This window comes from Cupriavidus sp. FW305-F7 (assembly GCF_058782875.1).
The window spans coordinates 13766-28544 of sequence record NZ_JBYSYC010000049.1 but is presented as its reverse complement, the minus strand read 5'-3'; the positions used below and the strand labels follow the sequence as shown (position 1 = coordinate 28544).

General features: G+C 64.0%; 18 protein-coding genes and 2 tRNA genes. 4 read left to right on the top strand and 16 right to left on the bottom strand.

Annotated elements, in window-relative coordinates; translation table 11 throughout:
- Window position 1: 1 nt before the first annotated feature.
- The 4 genes from AC3WL8_RS32810 to AC3WL8_RS32795 all read right to left on the bottom strand — a co-directional run bounded on the left by AC3WL8_RS32810 (window position 2) and on the right by AC3WL8_RS32795 (window position 1357).
- Window positions 2–361 carry a hypothetical protein gene (locus AC3WL8_RS32810; RefSeq protein ID WP_013956372.1) on the bottom strand — a complete coding sequence of 120 codons (360 nt, stop codon included), beginning with the start codon at window positions 359–361 and terminating at the stop codon, window positions 2–4.
- A 100-nt stretch (window positions 362–461) separates the two neighbouring features.
- A complete protein-coding gene (locus tag AC3WL8_RS32805) occupies window positions 462–650 on the bottom strand; it encodes a hypothetical protein (RefSeq protein ID WP_018310329.1) in 189 nt (62 codons plus the stop codon).
- Window positions 651–741: 91 nt separating this feature from the next.
- Complete coding sequence (locus AC3WL8_RS32800) at window positions 742–975, bottom strand: hypothetical protein (protein WP_035817458.1); 234 nt, start codon at window positions 973–975, stop codon at window positions 742–744.
- A 40-nt stretch (window positions 976–1015) separates the two neighbouring features.
- Window positions 1016–1357, bottom strand: a complete 342-nt coding sequence (locus AC3WL8_RS32795; RefSeq protein ID WP_235205703.1) for a DUF6566 family protein — start codon at window positions 1355–1357, stop codon at window positions 1016–1018.
- Between the two features lie 271 nt (window positions 1358–1628).
- Here AC3WL8_RS32795 and AC3WL8_RS32790 point away from each other — a divergent pair, with 271 nt between their 5' ends.
- The 4 genes from AC3WL8_RS32790 to AC3WL8_RS32775 all read left to right on the top strand — a co-directional run bounded on the left by AC3WL8_RS32790 (window position 1629) and on the right by AC3WL8_RS32775 (window position 3347).
- Window positions 1629–1889 carry a hypothetical protein gene (locus AC3WL8_RS32790; RefSeq protein ID WP_035817461.1) on the top strand — a complete coding sequence of 87 codons (261 nt, stop codon included), beginning with the start codon at window positions 1629–1631 and terminating at the stop codon, window positions 1887–1889.
- Window positions 1890–1932: 43 nt separating this feature from the next.
- Entirely contained in the window at window positions 1933–2439 is a 507-nt protein-coding gene (locus AC3WL8_RS32785; RefSeq protein WP_211980962.1) for a cupin domain-containing protein, read from the top strand.
- A gap of 314 nt (window positions 2440–2753) precedes the next feature.
- Window positions 2754–3032, top strand: coding sequence for a type II toxin-antitoxin system RelE/ParE family toxin (locus tag AC3WL8_RS32780; protein ID WP_041228359.1), 279 nt, complete (start codon window positions 2754–2756; stop codon window positions 3030–3032).
- Window positions 3033–3044: 12 nt separating this feature from the next.
- On the top strand, window positions 3045–3347 hold the full coding sequence (locus tag AC3WL8_RS32775) for a HigA family addiction module antitoxin (protein ID WP_013956365.1): 303 nt from the start codon (window positions 3045–3047) through the stop codon (window positions 3345–3347).
- A gap of 92 nt (window positions 3348–3439) precedes the next feature.
- Here the strand turns inward: AC3WL8_RS32775 and AC3WL8_RS32770 are convergent, their stop codons facing one another.
- The 12 genes from AC3WL8_RS32770 to AC3WL8_RS32715 all read right to left on the bottom strand — a co-directional run bounded on the left by AC3WL8_RS32770 (window position 3440) and on the right by AC3WL8_RS32715 (window position 14770).
- Complete coding sequence (locus tag AC3WL8_RS32770) at window positions 3440–3733, bottom strand: hypothetical protein (protein WP_238553062.1); 294 nt, start codon at window positions 3731–3733, stop codon at window positions 3440–3442.
- A gap of 160 nt (window positions 3734–3893) precedes the next feature.
- Window positions 3894–3970 (bottom strand) — tRNA-Pro (locus AC3WL8_RS32765).
- Between the two features lie 55 nt (window positions 3971–4025).
- Window positions 4026–4451 carry a MerR family transcriptional regulator gene (locus tag AC3WL8_RS32760; protein WP_013956331.1) on the bottom strand — a complete coding sequence of 142 codons (426 nt, stop codon included), beginning with the start codon at window positions 4449–4451 and terminating at the stop codon, window positions 4026–4028.
- Between the two features lie 116 nt (window positions 4452–4567).
- Window positions 4568–4978, bottom strand: coding sequence for an integration host factor subunit alpha (locus AC3WL8_RS32755; RefSeq protein ID WP_153955928.1), 411 nt, complete (start codon window positions 4976–4978; stop codon window positions 4568–4570).
- A gap of 101 nt (window positions 4979–5079) precedes the next feature.
- Window positions 5080–7527 carry a phenylalanine--tRNA ligase subunit beta gene (pheT, locus tag AC3WL8_RS32750; RefSeq protein ID WP_211980961.1) on the bottom strand — a complete coding sequence of 816 codons (2448 nt, stop codon included), beginning with the start codon at window positions 7525–7527 and terminating at the stop codon, window positions 5080–5082.
- A gap of 57 nt (window positions 7528–7584) precedes the next feature.
- A complete protein-coding gene (pheS, locus tag AC3WL8_RS32745; RefSeq protein WP_013956328.1) occupies window positions 7585–8616 on the bottom strand; it encodes a phenylalanine--tRNA ligase subunit alpha in 1032 nt (343 codons plus the stop codon).
- Window positions 8617–8854: 238 nt separating this feature from the next.
- Window positions 8855–9211, bottom strand: coding sequence for a 50S ribosomal protein L20 (gene rplT, locus AC3WL8_RS32740; RefSeq protein WP_008650487.1), 357 nt, complete (start codon window positions 9209–9211; stop codon window positions 8855–8857).
- A gap of 28 nt (window positions 9212–9239) precedes the next feature.
- The gene (gene rpmI, locus AC3WL8_RS32735; RefSeq protein ID WP_006575466.1) at window positions 9240–9437 is read right to left on the bottom strand and encodes a 50S ribosomal protein L35; all 198 of its coding nucleotides are present in this window, start codon (window positions 9435–9437) and stop codon (window positions 9240–9242) included.
- A 167-nt stretch (window positions 9438–9604) separates the two neighbouring features.
- Window positions 9605–10126 carry a translation initiation factor IF-3 gene (gene infC, locus AC3WL8_RS32730; protein WP_080569535.1) on the bottom strand — a complete coding sequence of 174 codons (522 nt, stop codon included), beginning with the start codon at window positions 10124–10126 and terminating at the stop codon, window positions 9605–9607.
- A 48-nt stretch (window positions 10127–10174) separates the two neighbouring features.
- On the bottom strand, window positions 10175–12082 hold the full coding sequence (gene thrS, locus AC3WL8_RS32725; protein WP_013956326.1) for a threonine--tRNA ligase: 1908 nt from the start codon (window positions 12080–12082) through the stop codon (window positions 10175–10177).
- Between the two features lie 361 nt (window positions 12083–12443).
- A tRNA-Val gene (locus tag AC3WL8_RS32720) sits at window positions 12444–12520 on the bottom strand.
- A 21-nt stretch (window positions 12521–12541) separates the two neighbouring features.
- Entirely contained in the window at window positions 12542–14770 is a 2229-nt protein-coding gene (locus AC3WL8_RS32715) for a RelA/SpoT family protein (protein WP_153955926.1), read from the bottom strand.
- Window positions 14771–14779: the final 9 nt, after the last annotated feature.

The following is a 14779-nucleotide window of genomic DNA, read 5'->3' as shown; positions in this document are numbered from 1 at the left end:
GTTATTGGTCTGCTTCTGCGTCCGTGTCGATGTCCGCAGCGTCGCCGAAGCCTGCGTCGGCACCACGCGGGCGCAGTTCCAGCCCGAGCAGGACCAGCAGATCGAAGGCATCGGAAAGCAGGTGCTTCTGCCTGGGCAGCAGGCTGGCGTACGGCATGTCGTAGATCGACTGGTGCGCGGCACGCTCGCCCTTGAGGCCACGGTCGCGCGCGATATCCGACAGCAGCGCGGCAAACCCTGAGAGATCCTGCGCTGCCAGTGCTGAATTCAATACCTTGGCGATCACTTCCGGCGAAGCGTTCGCCCAGCCCATGCGTTCGGCATTGGAAGCAGAGTCTTGAGGAAGGTCGGCAAAGTCCATGATGTGTATAACGGTCCCGCCTGAGCAAGCTTAAGGCAGCAGCCATGTGTATTTGACCCCACATGCGTGGGGTGACATGGCGTGCCGCCGTCGGTCCGGACTAGCGCGGTGCCGGCTTCGCCGCCACCTGGCGGTAGACCGTGCTGCCGTCGCGCGCGGTGCGTGCCTGGACGTGATTGCGTGCACCGCATTGCGGGCAGCGGAACACGGGACCCTGCCCTTCATTGCGGATCTGCACCTCATTCGGCTCCCAGCGCGCCCCGCAAGCCTGGTTCCCACAAACAAACATGAATTCTCCTTGAAACAGACGCCCGAGAGCCTGAGCCGGGCGCGATACCGGGCATGGCCGCACCGCCTGGTGGCGGCGCGGCCATGCCTGCTCAGCCGTGATTATCAGGCCAGTCGGCCGGCCGCGGGCCCATTCGCCACATATTCGGCGGCTCACCCAATGCCGTGCTCTGATACATCCAGGCGCCGCAGCCAGTGCAGCGCCAGCGGCTGTCGACCTTGCAGCGGTTGCTCATCGCAGCCATGCCCGAGGCAGCCAGGTTCTCGTGCGGCGGCACGCTGGACGGTTCGCCCACCAGCTGATGACACAGGTCACAGGCGTGCATCGGCATCTCCTGTCATGGCGATGATTGCGCGGCGGCGCCTTCAGCCATTGTGCTGCACCCATTGCCGCGCCCACGAAATCGCCGCGGCCCGCGCGTCTTCAGGCGTCGCGTGCGTGGCCGGCGGCGCGCCGCCCTCCAGCACCACGGCGCCCGACTCCCAGATATCGCACAGGGCCTTGAACCGCCCCATGCCCAGCGCGTGGCAATACACGTGGATCACGAAGCCGCCGTACTCCACCACGTCGGTGGCGGTATCGGTCAGCGCCTGATCCGCCGCGGGATCGGACGGCACCAGCGGCGCATCGCGCTGGCGCAGCACCCGCTGCTCCGCGGCGGTGCGCACCAGCATGGCGCAGGCACTGCCCACCGCCGCGCCCAGCACCGCGCCCAAGCCAAACCAGCAAGCCCTGCTCCCGCACCTCGCCATGGCATCCCCCGTAGCGACCCTGCCGGCCTGCCACGACCACGCTGTGCGACCGGCATCGTTTTCAGGTTATACCAATCCAGGCCGACACCGCTTGCCACCAACTTCCACGCGGCAAGGACGCAGCGCCGCAGGGTGTGCCGGCGCACGAAAATGAGAATCGTGGGGGATGACCGAACCGCCGGCCAGGGCTATACTGTACATCCATACAGTATCCGGATACTGCCCCATGCCCTTGTACCAGTCCGATTCCATCCTGCTCGAGGCCTACTACTTCGGCGACGACAGCGAATCCCTGCGCCTGCCCTGCGGCAGTGTCTGCGTGGGCGCCGGCGCCATCCTCGTCGACGGCATCGAGCCACGCCAGCTGCAGGCGCTGCGCTGGACGCCGGATTTCCTGTCCTTCGACGCCCAGGGCACCCGTCACCGCTACCCGGTCAGCCGCCCCGCCCTTGTCGGCCCCGGCCAGGCACGCTTCGCGCTGCTTTAAGCTACGGCTTCCGCATCCCCGATGCGCCACGCCCCTTGCCCACATGCCAGACCTCAGTCCGACCGCCCGCCAACTGATCCGCTCGCTCGACCTGCAGCCACATCCGGAAGGCGGCTACTACCGCGAAACCTATCGCGGCGAAGAACAGGTCGTCTGCCAGGACGGGCGCACGCGCGAAGCCTGCACCGCAATCCACTACATGCTGTGCGGCAACGACTATTCCGCGTGGCATCGCATCCGGTCCGACGAACTCTGGCACTACCACGCAGGCTCCCCCGTGGACGTGCACCGGATCGTGGACGGCACCATCGTCACGCAGCGCCTGGGCGACCCGCTGCGGCATCCCGGCGCGGCCTTCCAGGCAATGGTGCCCGCCGGACTATGGTTTGCCGCCGAACGCCTGGATCTGGGTGATGGCGTGGACTTCGCCCTAGTCGGCTGCACCGTGGCACCGGCCTTCCGCTTCAGCGATTTCGAACTGGCCGACGCAACAGCGCTTGCCGGCCTGGCAAGCGGACATGACGCGCTGTTGCGCAGACTGACTCGCTAGCCCCCAAAAAAACAGCCCGCCGCGGCGGGGTGCGGGCGGGCTGGCAAGTACAGCGGCACGAGTCTAAGCCAGGGCCCCAGCGGGCCATGATGGGAGAACCCGGGTATCTCGCCGCTTTTTCTGGAAACGGCCGAGCAGCGCGTATAGCCCAACAGGCACTCAGGATGCAGATCAATATCTGCGGCTACAGATAATCTTGAGCTCGCCTATCACTCCCGGTCTGGAGCGGGCTCCCGGAATCGAACCGCTCGGCAAGGCCGCACGGGAAACAGTAATAACGCTTTACGTTATTAACGCTTCGCGTTAATATGACCATGATCACTTCGTTCAACTGCCGCGACACGGCACTGCTCTTCGCAGGCACGCGGATCGCCCGGTTCGTCAACATAGAATCTGTTGCCATGCGCAAGCTCCAGCAGTTGCACGCGGCCGGCGACCTCAGCTTTCTGCGAGTCCCGCCGGGTAACAGGCTGGAAGCGCTGCAAGGGCACCGGGCTGGTCAGCACAGCATCCGTATCAACGACCAATGGCGAATCTGCTTTTGCTTCGCCAATGGCCATGCAACTGACGTCGAGATCGTCGACTACCACTGAAAGGAGGCCTCCATGGCACGCGAAGTACCCCTGGCCACTCCGGGAGAAATCCTTCAACTGGACTGGCTCGACCCGCTTGGCATTTCTCAGTACGCCCTGGCCAAGGCCATCGACGTACCGCCTCGCCGTATCAATGAAATTGTGAAGGGTGGCCGCGCCATAACGGCGGACACCGCTGTACGCCTTGGTGCGTTCTTCGGCACCGATCCCCAGAGTTGGATGAACCTGCAGACGCACTTCGACACCGAAATGGCAAAGGAGAAGATCGGCGAGAAGAAGCTGGAGTCGATCAGGCAGCATGCCGTGCTGGCATGATGCGCGAAGCCTGAAATCGGCATTGGGGGCAGCCGCCAATGGGGCTGCGGCCCAGCCACGCCACCCGGCTGGCGGACCGAAAGGTCATGCACTCATCCACGCTTGCATTCGACCTTCTCTTCGTATTCACCGTCGTCCTTCCATTCGCGCTCGATCAGGCAAGGGCCGTCGCGGTACTTCTGCTTCTGCTCATAGCCACGCGGACCACCCTTGCATTTGCGCTCTTCCTTGTATTCGCCATCGCGCTTCTGTTCGCGTTCGATTTCACAAGGGCCGCTACGGAATTTCTCTTTGTACTCGCCGCCACGATAGGCGCTCGGGTAGCCGCGGTCATCGGCGCGTGCGGCAGGCGCGGCCGTCAGCCAGAGGAGCGCAAAGGTAGCCACACAGAGCTTTCGGAACATAAGTGGGGAATCGGCCAGGAGGATGGCAGAGCATAGCAACGGGCATCGGCGACGGCTGTATCAAAGCGTTACCGCACCGGCCGGCCATTTCCACGCGGAAAATAAAAAACCCGCTTGGCTATTCACCAAGCGGGTTTCTGTCTGGTCGGGGCGAGAGGATTTGAACCTCCGACCACCTGCACCCCATGCAGGTACGCTACCAGGCTGCGCTACGCCCCGAAGCAAAAGATTATAACAGAAGCATTTCTCGTATGACTAGCTCCTGACGTCGAAATTATCCGTGCTTCGCGATCTCCCGCAGTTGCGCGAGCAGGTGCTGCACTTCGACCAGTTCATTGCGCAGGCCGCTGATGTCGACCGACAATGCCGCCGCGTTTTCTTCGCCAACCTCTGCGGCCTCAGGCGCTGCCGCTGCCCCACTGTGATGACGGCCTTCATCGAGGCGGTTGCGCGCCCCGTTGATGGTGAAGCCCTGTTCGTAGAGCAGTTCGCGGATGCGGCGGATCAGCAGGACTTCATGGTGCTGGTAGTAGCGGCGGTTGCCGCGGCGCTTGACGGGCTTGAGTTGCGTGAACTCCTGCTCCCAATAGCGCAGGACGTGCGGCTTGACAGCGCAAAGCTCGCTCACCTCACCGATGGTGAAGTAGCGCTTGGCCGGAATCGGCGGCAACGCGATGCGATCGCTGGATTTGTCCGACATGTGGTGTGTAGACGAGCGTCAGGCCATGCCGGCCATGCGGTTGGCGCGCACCAGGTGCGCGCCCAGAAGCATACCGATGCCGGCTTCGGGAAGCAATCCGCCGTTCGGGTGACGCGTCAGCCGACGATGCCTGCGCGTTCTTCCACCAGGCCCTTGAGCTTCTGGCTGGCGTGGAACGTGACCACGCGGCGCGCGGTGATTGGAATGACTTCGCCGGTCTTGGGATTGCGGCCGGGCCGCTGCGGCTTGTCGCGCAACTGGAAGTTGCCGAAGCCGGACAGCTTGACGCTGTCGCCCTGCTCCAGCGCTTCGCGGATGACGTCGAAGAAGGCTTCGACCATGTCCTTCGATTCACGCTTGTTCAGGCCCACCTGGTCGAACAGCATCTCGGCGAGTTCGGCCTTGGTCAGCGTGGGAACTTCGGTCGCGCGGTTATCCGGCATCGCGTCGTCAAGGGAGGAAGCCTGCCGGTCGCTCATCTCACCCAGTGCTGCAGCGGTCATGGAATTCGCGTCTCGATCATTCATGTCGATCGCTCAAGTGTATGTCTGGCGATCCGCCCAGGGCGAGCCCGGGCGCCCTTGTTTATCGTGTGTCCGTCGCGTACTTGTCGCGTACTGGCGATGGCTTAGCCGCGCAGCCGGGCCTGGAAGGCCTCTGTCAGCGCGTCGACCATGCAGCGCACTGCGCTGTCGACGGTTTCGTCCTGGAGGGTCGACCCAGTATCTTGCAAGGTCACCCGGAACGCAAGGCTTTTCTCGTCCGCGCCAATGGCAGCTGAAGCGCCCTTGGGACGGAACTCATCGAACACCACCAGGTTCTGGCAGTAGCGGCCGTAGCCCTGCTTTTCCAGTGCGGCACGCATGGCGTCGAGCAGATCCTGCACGCGTACCGATTGCTTCACGACCACGGCCAAGTCGCGCACGGCGGCCGGGAACTTGGAGATCTCGGTGTACACCGGCAGGCCGGCGTCGCGCAGCGCGTCAAGCGCCAGTTCAAACACGACCGGGGCGTGCGTCAGCTCGTATTCCTGCAGCCAGCGCGGATGCAGCTCGCCGACCACGCCCACGGCCTTGCCGTCGAGCAGCACGCGCGCGGCGCGGCCCGGGTGCAGCGCGGGGTGCGACACCGGCTCGAAACGCGGCACGCGCGGATGGAACAGCGCCTCGACATCGCCCTTGATGTCGAAGAAGTCGACGTTGCGCGTGGGGATGCCCCACTGCTCTTCGAAGGCCGGGCCGTAGGCAATGCCCGCGGCCATCATCGGCTGATCGTAGCCGGCCACCGTCAGGCCGCCGTCCTTCACGCTGTCGTCACGATGGAACACGCGGCCCACCTCGAACAGGCGCACGCGCGCGGCCTTGCGGTTCAGGTTGTAGCGCACCTTGTCGACCAAGCCGCCGATCAGCGTCGAACGCATCACCGCCAACTGGCTGGCGATCGGGTTCAGCAGGCGGATCGGGTTGTCGTTGGTGGCGAAGTCGCGCTCCCACTTCTCTTCGACGAAGGCGAAATTGATGACTTCCTGGTAGTCGCGCGCGGCCACGGCATGGCGCACCACGTGGGTGGAGCGGCGAGCCTCGTTGGTCGGGCGCATCTCGCTCTCGGCGATCGGCGGACGCGCCGGGATGCGCTCGAAACCATAGATGCGGGCCACTTCCTCGATCAGGTCTTCCTCGATCTCGATATCGAAGCGGTAGCTCGGCGGCGTGACTTCAAACACCTCGCCCTCGGCGCCCTGGGTGCGCACGAACGGCAGCTGCAGGCGCTGGAATACATCGGCGATGGCCGCCGGCGACAGCTCGATGCCCAGCACGCGCTCGGCGCGCGCCACGCGCAGGCTGACCGGCTTGCGCTGCGGCAGGTTGACCACGTGGTCGTCCACCGGACCGGCCTGGCCGCCGCAGATCTCGAGGATCAGCGCGGTGATGCGCTCGATATGCTCGACCGTGGTGGCGTAGTCCACGCCGCGTTCGAAGCGGTGTCCGGCGTCGGTCGAGAAATTGTAGCGGCGGCCCCGGCCCTGGATCGCAGCGGGCCACCAGAATGCGGCCTCGAGATAGATGTCCGTGGTGTCCAGCGTCACGGCAGTGCTGTCGCCGCCCATGATGCCAGCCAGGCTTTCGATCTCCTTGTCATCGGCGATCACGCCGACCTGTTCGTCGACCTCGATGGTATTGCCGTTGAGCAGCTTGATCTGCTCGCCCTTGCGGCCCCAGCGCACATCCAGGCCGCCGTGGATCTTGTTCAGGTCGAACACGTGCGACGGACGTCCCAATTCCAGCATCACATAGTTCGAGATATCGACCAGTGCGGAAACACTGCGCTGGCCCGAGCGCTCAAGGCGCTGCACCATCCATGCCGGCGTGGCCGCGCGCGCATTGACACCGCGGATCACGCGGCCGGAGAAGCGGCCGCACAGGTCCGGCGCCGATACCTTGACCGGCAGTTTGTCCTGGATCGTCACCGCCACCGGCTTCATCTCGGGCAGCGTCAGCGCGGCGCCGGTCAGTGCCGACACTTCGCGCGCCACGCCATGGATCGACAGGCAGTCGGCCTTGTTCGGCGTCAGCTTGATGACAAAGACCTGGTCATCCAGGTCGAGGTATTGGCGGATGTTCTGGCCGACCGGCGCGTCTTCCGGCAGCACCAGCAGGCCACCGTGCTCTTCCGACAGCTTCAGTTCGCGCGCCGAGCACAGCATGCCATAGCTGTCCACGCCGCGCAGCTTGCCGACCTTGATCTCGAACGGCTTGCCGCCGTCCTCGGACGGGGGCAGCACGGCGCCAACCAGTGCGCACGGCACCAGGATGCCGGGCTTGACGTTGGGCGCACCGCAGACGATCTGCAGGGTCTCGCCGGTGCCGGCATCGACCTGGCACACGTTGAGGCGGTCGGCGTTGGGATGGCGCTCGGTCGACAGCACGCGCGCGACCACCACCTTGTCGAACGGCGGCGCGACCGAGCCCACCTCTTCTACTTCCAGGCCGGCCATGGTCAGCGTGTGCGACAGCGCGTCGGTGGAGATCTTTTCAGGGTTGGCGAAGGTGCGAAGCCAGGATTCCGAGAATTGCATGGCGCTTCTGATCCGGTAAGTATTCTGTGTGGTCGTTGACGAGGGGACGGCGGCGCGTCAGGCGAACTGGCGCAGGAAGCGCACGTCGCCCTCGAAGAACAGGCGCAGGTCGTTGATGCCATAGCGCAACATGGTCAGGCGCTCCAGGCCGGAGCCGAACGCAAAACCGATATAGCGCTCGGGATCGAGGCCCATGTTGCGCAGCACGTTCGGATGCACCTGGCCCGAACCGGAGATCTCCAGCCACTTGCCATTGCCGAAGGCCATGTCGATCTCTGCCGACGGCTCGGTGAACGGGAAGTACGATGGGCGGAAGCGCACCTGAATGTCATCGCGCTCGAAGAACTTGCGCAGGAAATCGGTGTACACGCCCTTGAGGTCGGCAAAGCTGACGTCCTCGCCGATCCACAGGCCTTCGACCTGGTTGAACATGGGCGAGTGCGTGGCGTCGCTGTCGACACGGTAGGTGCGGCCCGGACAGATCACCTTGATCGGCGGCATCGCCTTGCCGGCGTACTTCTCGACATGCATCTTCGCGTAGCGGACCTGCATCGGGCTGGTGTGCGTGCGCAGGAGCAGCAGCTTGTCGTCGCTGTCGCGGCCGTCGACATAGAAGGTGTCCTGCATCGAACGCGCCGGATGGTTATCCGGATTGTTCAGCGCGGTGAAGTTCATCCAGTCGGTCTCGATCTCGGGGCCGTCGGCCACATCGAAACCGATCGAGCCGAAGATCTGCTCGACGCGCTCCCACGTGCGCATCACCGGGTGCAGGCTGCCGCGGCTGACCGCACGGCCAGGCAGCGTGACGTCGATGGCCTCCGCGGCCAGGCGCGCGTTCATCAGCGCATCGGCCAGCGCCTGGCGGCGTGCCTGCAGGGCGGCTTCAACCTGCTGCTTGATCTGGTTGATGCGGGCGCCTTCCGTCTTGCGGGTTTCCGGGTCGAGCTTGCCTAGGCCCTTGAGGAGTTCGGTCAGCGCACCGGTCTTGCCCAGGAAGCGGGCCTTTTCGTTTTCCAGCGTGGCGTTGTCGTTGGCAGCAGCGAAGGCGGCCTGGGCATCGGCGACAATTTGATCCAGATCCTGAGACATGGCGGCGGTCGTGGGACTTTTGGCGTCGGGCCGGTACGCACCGGTCCGACGTGGGTTGGCACTACGTGCGGTGTTCGTTTCGAATGCGGTCTCGGCAACCGGATTCCGGCAACTGAAACGGCATTCGAAATAAAAACGGGGCTCGGTGAGGAGCCCCGTTTCAGCGGACCTTGCGGTCAGCGGTCGACCTTGCGGTCGGTGCTTGCCCGGCAGCGCTTACGCGCTACCGCAGCCGGCATCAGGCAACGGTGGCTTTCACCTGGTTGACGATGGCGGCAAAGGCAGGCTTGTCGTGAATAGCCATGTCCGACAGCACCTTGCGGTCCAGTTCAATCGAGGCCTTCTTCAGACCGTTCATGAACACGCTGTAGGTCATGCCATGCTCACGCGTCGCGGCATTGATACGCGCAATCCACAGAGCGCGGAACACGCGCTTCTTGTTGCGGCGATCGCGGTATGCGTACTGGCCAGCACGCATGACCGCCTGCTTGGCGATGCGATAGACATTATTGCGACGGCCGCGGTAACCCTTGGCAGCATCGATGACTTTCTTGTGACGGGCCCGTGCAGTGACCCCACGCTTTACTCGAGGCATGTAATTCTCCTTTCGTTTTCGTCAGGGGTTATGCGTAAGGCATCATCGCGCGCACCGACTTCAGATTCGTCTCATGGACGTCCTGAGTACCGCGCAGTTGACGCTTGTTCTTGGTGGTCTTCTTGGTCAGGATGTGACGCTTGAAGGCCTGGCCACGCTTGAACGAACCGTTCGGACGGGCAGTAAAGCGCTTGGAGGCGCTTTTCTTCGTCTTCATCTTCGGCATGAAAAACTCCAGCTCATATGACATGCATGCAGGTGGACGGCTCACGCCGACGCTTGCAAGACCCGCATCCACTTGTTGTTGCACAGCGGCCCTTGCGGGCCGCGCGCGACTTCCGCACGAAGCAACGCCGGGATGCCTGGCATCCCGGCCGCTGCAACGCGCAGGAATTACTTCTTCTTCTTGGGGGCGAGCACCATCACCATCTGGCGCCCTTCCATCTTCGGCATCTGCTCGACCTGACCGATTTCATCCAGGTCCGCCTTCAAGCGTTCGAGCATGCGCGCGCCGATTTCCTGGTGCGCCATCTCGCGACCACGGAACCGCAGCGTGATCTTGGTCTTGTCGCCATCTTCCAGGAAGCGCTTCAGGTTGCGCAGCTTGACGTTGTAGTCGCCATCATCCGTACCCGGCCGGAACTTGACTTCCTTGACCTGGATGATTTTCTGCTTCAGCTTCGCCTCGTGGGCGCGCTTGGCTTCCTCGTACTTGAACTTCCCGTAATCCATGATCCGGGCGACGGGCGGAACCGCGTTCGGCGCGATCTCGACCAGGTCCAAGTCCTTATCTTCAGCCAGCCGCAGTGCGTCCATGAACTTGACGATGCCGAGCTGTTCGTTATCAACCCCTACCAGGCGCAGCTCAGGCGCGCTGATTTCCCGGTTGATGCGATGACCTTTGTCCGTAGCGATGTTGCGTTACCTCAAGAAGACAAAAAAACAAGCCGTGCTCACCACCCATCAGGCTTTGCTGGCGACGTCGTTTTGCAGACGCTCAACAAACGCGGAGACGGGCATCACACCCAGATCCACGTTGCCACGGGCACGCACGGCCACTTGACTGGCATCCCGCTCCTTGTCGCCCACTACCAGCAGGTAGGGAACCTTTTGAAGCGAATGCTCGCGGATTTTATACGTAATTTTCTCATTACGCAAATCGGCCTTGGCCCTAAACCCTTGTTTTTGCAGCAATTGCACGACGCTTTCGGCGTATTCCGCCTGCGAATCCGCAATATTCATGACCACCACCTGCTCCGGGGCCAGCCAGGCCGGCAACGCACCGGCGTGGTTTTCCAGCAGGATGCCCAGGAAACGCTCGAACGAACCCAGGATGGCGCGGTGAAGCATCACCGGGCGCTTGCGCGAGTTGTCCTCGGAGACGTATTCGGCATCCAGGCGCTCCGGCAGCACCAGGTCAAGCTGCAGCGTGCCGCACTGCCACGAGCGGCCGATCGCGTCCTTGATGTGGTACTCGACCTTGGGGCCGTAGAAGGCGCCCTCACCCGGCAGCTCTTCCCAATCCACGCCGCAGGCGCGCAGCGCCAGGCGCAGGCCCTCTTCGGCGTGGTCCCAGACCTCGTCGGAGCCAGCACGCTGGTCCGGGCGCAGCGACAGCTTGACCTTCACATCCTTGAAGCCGAAGTCGTCGTAGACCGAGAACGCCAGTTCGTTGAAGGCCTTGGCCTCCGCCACGATCTGCTCTTCCGTGCAGAAGATGTGCGCATCATCCTGCACAAAGCCGCGCACGCGCATCAGCCCGTGCAGCGCGCCCGACGGCTCGTTGCGGTGGCAGGCGCCGAACTCGGCCAGGCGCAGCGGCAGGTCGCGGTACGAACGCAGGCCGTGGTTGAAGATCTGCACATGGCCTGGGCAGTTCATCGGCTTAATCGCGTAGTCGCGCTTCTCCGACTCCGTGACGAACATGTTCTCCTTGTAGTTCTGCCAGTGGCCGGACTTCTCCCAAAGCGAACGATCCATCACCTGCGGCGTACGGACTTCGTCATAGCCGGCGTCTGTCAGGCGGCCGCGCATGTATTGCTCGACGGCCTGCCACACCTGCCAGCCCTTCGGATGCCAGAACACCATGCCGGGCGCCTCTTCCTGAAGGTGGAACAGGTCGAGCGTCTTGCCCAGCTTGCGGTGGTCGCGCTTCTCGGCCTCTTCCAGCATGTGCAGATAGGCTTCCTGGTCTTCTTTCTTCGCCCAGGCCGTTCCGTAGATGCGCTGGAGCATCTCGTTGTTGGCATCGCCGCGCCAGTAGGCGCCGGCCACCTTCATCAGCTTGAAGACCTTCAGCTTGCCCGTGGACGGCACGTGCGGGCCACGACACAGGTCGACGAAGCTGCCTTCGCGGTACAGGCCGATTTCCTGGTCGGCGGGGATCGAGGCGATGATCTCGGCCTTGTACTTCTCGCCCATCGACTCGAACAGCGCCACCGCTTCGTCGCGGTTCCACACTTCGCGCACGACCTTCTCGTCCTTGCGGGCGAGCTCCGTCATCTTCTTCTCGATGGCGGCCAGGTCTTCGGGCGTGAAGGGACGCTTGTAGGCAAAGTCGTAGTAGAAGCCGTTTTCGATCACCGGCCCGATCGTCACCTGCGCTTCCGGATAGAGCTCCTTGACGGCATAGGCCAGCAAGTGCGCCGTGGAGTGGCGGATCACATCGACGCCATCGGCGTCCTTGTCCGTGACGATGGCCAGCTCGCCATCGCGGTCAATCTTGTAGCTCGTGTCGACCAGCTGGCCGTCCACCTTGCCGGCCAGCGCGGCCTTGGCCAGGCCGGCACCGATGCTCTGCGCCACTTCGGCAACCGTCACCGGGCCGGGAAACTCGCGGCGGGACCCATCCGGCAGCGTGATTGCGATCATTTCGACTCTCCAGGTTCCGCTGGCTGCGCCTTGCGCATCGCCTGAGCGGATCAAACTGCATCTTGTGGCACCGGCCCCGGCATGCCTGCGGGACTGGCGATTTATTCTTTACTGCCCTGCTCTGCCGCACCGGAAAGGCGGCAGCTTATCAGGGTGCTGGCAGGCGACAGACGAAAAAAAACGCGGCCAAGGCCGCGTTTCTCTTTGTCAAACCCAATCCAACCGGGTCGAAGGCGCACCTCGACTACTGTCGCTTGCCAGCGGTAGTAGTTCGCGGTGTCATAACCATGATGCCCTTCCGTTCCGTATGGGGTTGAATCGGACTTGCCACACTTCTTTTTACTGCTTTCCTGCAATTCGTTGGTAGGCTCGATTGGACTCGAACCAACGACCCCCACCATGTCAAGGTGGTGCTCTAACCAGCTGAGCTACGAGCCTAGCGAAGCCGCAAGTATAGCATCACTTTCTTTTCGCCTGCAACACCCCCTGGACGTCTTCGATCAACTGCAGCGCGCGCTGCAGCTGCGTAGCCTCGGACACTTCGGCAGTGAACTGCATGCGTGCCACGCCCTTGCTGGAGAGCGTCTTGACGCCGGTGACGTTGATCTTCTCGCGCGACAGCACTTCGGAGATATCGCGCAGCAACCCCTGGCGATCGATCGCCTCGACGTGGATGTCGACCGGGTAGACCGCGGCGTGGCTCTTCTGGCCCCACTCGGTCTGGATCACCCGCTCCGGCGCGCGCCCGGCCAGTTGCTGGAAGGTGTGGCAGCTGCGCCGATGGATCGACACCCCGCGCCCGCGCGTGACAAAGCCGACGATGTCATCCGGCGGCGCCGGCTTGCAGCAGCGCGACATCTGCGTCATCAGCGAATCCACCCCCACCACCAGCACGCCGCTCTTGGCGCCGCGCGCCACGCTGGTGGCGCGGCTTTTCTTGGTGACAGCATCTTCCTCGCTCAGCGGCGCCTGGACCTCGCCCTCCGGGTGTCGCAGCGCGTGCTCTACGTGACGCAGGCTGAACTCATCCTTGGCCACTGCCGCAAACAGGTCCTCCGGCGTCTTGAAGCCCAGCCGCGTGGCCAGGTCTTCCAGCTTGACCGCGGTCTTGCCTTCGCGCTGCAGGGTCTTGTCGATCAGCACGCGGCCCTGCGCGATGGTCTCCTGCGAATCGAGCGCATTGAACCAGGCCCGCACCTTGGCCCGCGCGCGGCTGCTGGCCAGGTAGCCCAGGTCCGCGTTGAGCCAGTCGCGCGACGGTCCGCCCTGCTTGACCGCGATGATCTCCACGGTCTGGCCGTTCTTCAGCGGCGTGTTCAGCGGCACCATGGTGCCGTCCACGCGCGCGCCGCGGCAGCGGTGGCCGAGATCGCTGTGCAGGTAGTAGGCAAAGTCCACCGCGGTGGCGCCCTGCGGCAGCGCCACAACGCGCGCCTGCGGCGTCAGCACGTAGATGTGGTCGTCGATCGCGGCATGCTTGATCTGCTCCCACGACTCGTCGTGCGCCACGCTGTGGTCGGCATCGTCCTTCCACGCCAGCAGCTGGCGCAGCCAGGCTATCTTCTCGTCATAGCGCTCGCTGGCGGAAAACTGCCCGGCATAGCCGCGGCTGCCCGCCTCCTTGTAGCGCCAGTGCGCGGCCACGCCGTATTCAGCAAAGTGGTGCATCTCGTGGGTGCGGATCTGCACCTCGAAGGCGCGCCCGTCATCGCCGATCACCACCGTATGCAGCGACTTGTAGCCGTTGGCCTTGGGTCGCGAGATGTAGTCGTCGAACTCGCGCGGGATCGGCTGCCAGATATGGTGGACGATACCCAGCACCGTGTAGCAGTCCTTGATATCGTCGACGATCACGCGGAAGGCACGCACATCGTACAGGTCGGCAAAATCCAGCTCCTTGCCGCGCATCTTCTTCCAGATGCTGTAGATATGCTTGGGCCGCCCGCTGACCTCGGCAGGGATGCCGGCGGTCGCCAGTTCGGACTGCAGCCGTTCGATGGCGCTGGCGATATAGCCTTCGCGCTCGATGCGCTTTTCATCCAGCAGCTTGGCGATGCGCTTGTAGGTATCGGGCTGCTCGAAGCGGAACGCCAGGTCCTCCAGCTCCCACTTCATCTGCCAGATACCAAGGCGGTTGGCCAGCGGCGCGTAGATGTCCAGCGTTTCGCGCGCCACGCCCGGCTGCGGCGCCTGTTTGGTCTCGGCCATCCAGCGCAGCGTCTGCAGCCGCGAGGCCAGGCGCACCAGCACCACGCGGATATCCTGCGCAAACGCCAGCAGCATCTTGCGCAGCGCCTCGACCTGTTCGTGGCGCGCCTGCGCTTCGTTTTTGGACGGCGCGGCCGGCTCGGCCTCGGGGCGGCTGCCGGCGATGGCACCGATGCGCAGCAGCTGCCGCACACCGTCGACCAGCCGCGCCACCTCGTCGCCAAAGCGCGGCGCGATCTCGGCCTCGGTGGCGGGCACGAAGGCCACCAGCCCGAACAGGCAGGCGGCGGCGCGCGCGGCGTCGTCGACGCGCAGGCCGTCGAGAATGCGCAGCATGCCCTGCGCGTGCGACAGCACGGTCTCGCCGGTGGGCAGCGCGACCTCGGCACCATGCTCGCGCACGTAGGCCAGTGCGCGTTCGACCAGTTCGGCATCCGGAATGCCCGCGACCCGACCGGTCAGGTCGGTGGACGTCACCATGTCACAACG

What these genes read in the sequence shown, in the direction of transcription:
- AC3WL8_RS32810 (WP_013956372.1), bottom strand. Translation starts at nt 361, where the DNA reads ATGGACTTTGCCGACCTTCCTCAAGACTCTGCTTCCAATGCCGAACGC.
- AC3WL8_RS32805 (WP_018310329.1), bottom strand. Translation starts at nt 650, where the DNA reads ATGTTTGTTTGTGGGAACCAGGCTTGCGGGGCGCGCTGGGAGCCGAAT.
- AC3WL8_RS32800 (WP_035817458.1), bottom strand. Translation starts at nt 975, where the DNA reads ATGCACGCCTGTGACCTGTGTCATCAGCTGGTGGGCGAACCGTCCAGC.
- AC3WL8_RS32790 (WP_035817461.1), top strand. Translation starts at nt 1,629, where the DNA reads ATGCCCTTGTACCAGTCCGATTCCATCCTGCTCGAGGCCTACTACTTC.
- AC3WL8_RS32785 (WP_211980962.1), top strand. Translation starts at nt 1,933, where the DNA reads ATGCCAGACCTCAGTCCGACCGCCCGCCAACTGATCCGCTCGCTCGAC.
- AC3WL8_RS32780 (WP_041228359.1), top strand. Translation starts at nt 2,754, where the DNA reads ATGATCACTTCGTTCAACTGCCGCGACACGGCACTGCTCTTCGCAGGC.
- AC3WL8_RS32775 (WP_013956365.1), top strand. Translation starts at nt 3,045, where the DNA reads ATGGCACGCGAAGTACCCCTGGCCACTCCGGGAGAAATCCTTCAACTG.
- AC3WL8_RS32760 (WP_013956331.1), bottom strand. Translation starts at nt 4,451, where the DNA reads ATGTCGGACAAATCCAGCGATCGCATCGCGTTGCCGCCGATTCCGGCC.
- AC3WL8_RS32755 (WP_153955928.1), bottom strand. Translation starts at nt 4,978, where the DNA reads ATGAATGATCGAGACGCGAATTCCATGACCGCTGCAGCACTGGGTGAG.
- pheT (WP_211980961.1), bottom strand. Translation starts at nt 7,527, where the DNA reads ATGCAATTCTCGGAATCCTGGCTTCGCACCTTCGCCAACCCTGAAAAG.
- pheS (WP_013956328.1), bottom strand. Translation starts at nt 8,616, where the DNA reads ATGTCTCAGGATCTGGATCAAATTGTCGCCGATGCCCAGGCCGCCTTC.
- rplT (WP_008650487.1), bottom strand. Translation starts at nt 9,211, where the DNA reads ATGCCTCGAGTAAAGCGTGGGGTCACTGCACGGGCCCGTCACAAGAAA.
- rpmI (WP_006575466.1), bottom strand. Translation starts at nt 9,437, where the DNA reads ATGCCGAAGATGAAGACGAAGAAAAGCGCCTCCAAGCGCTTTACTGCC.
- thrS (WP_013956326.1), bottom strand. Translation starts at nt 12,082, where the DNA reads ATGATCGCAATCACGCTGCCGGATGGGTCCCGCCGCGAGTTTCCCGGC.
- AC3WL8_RS32715 (WP_153955926.1), bottom strand. Translation starts at nt 14,770, where the DNA reads ATGGTGACGTCCACCGACCTGACCGGTCGGGTCGCGGGCATTCCGGAT.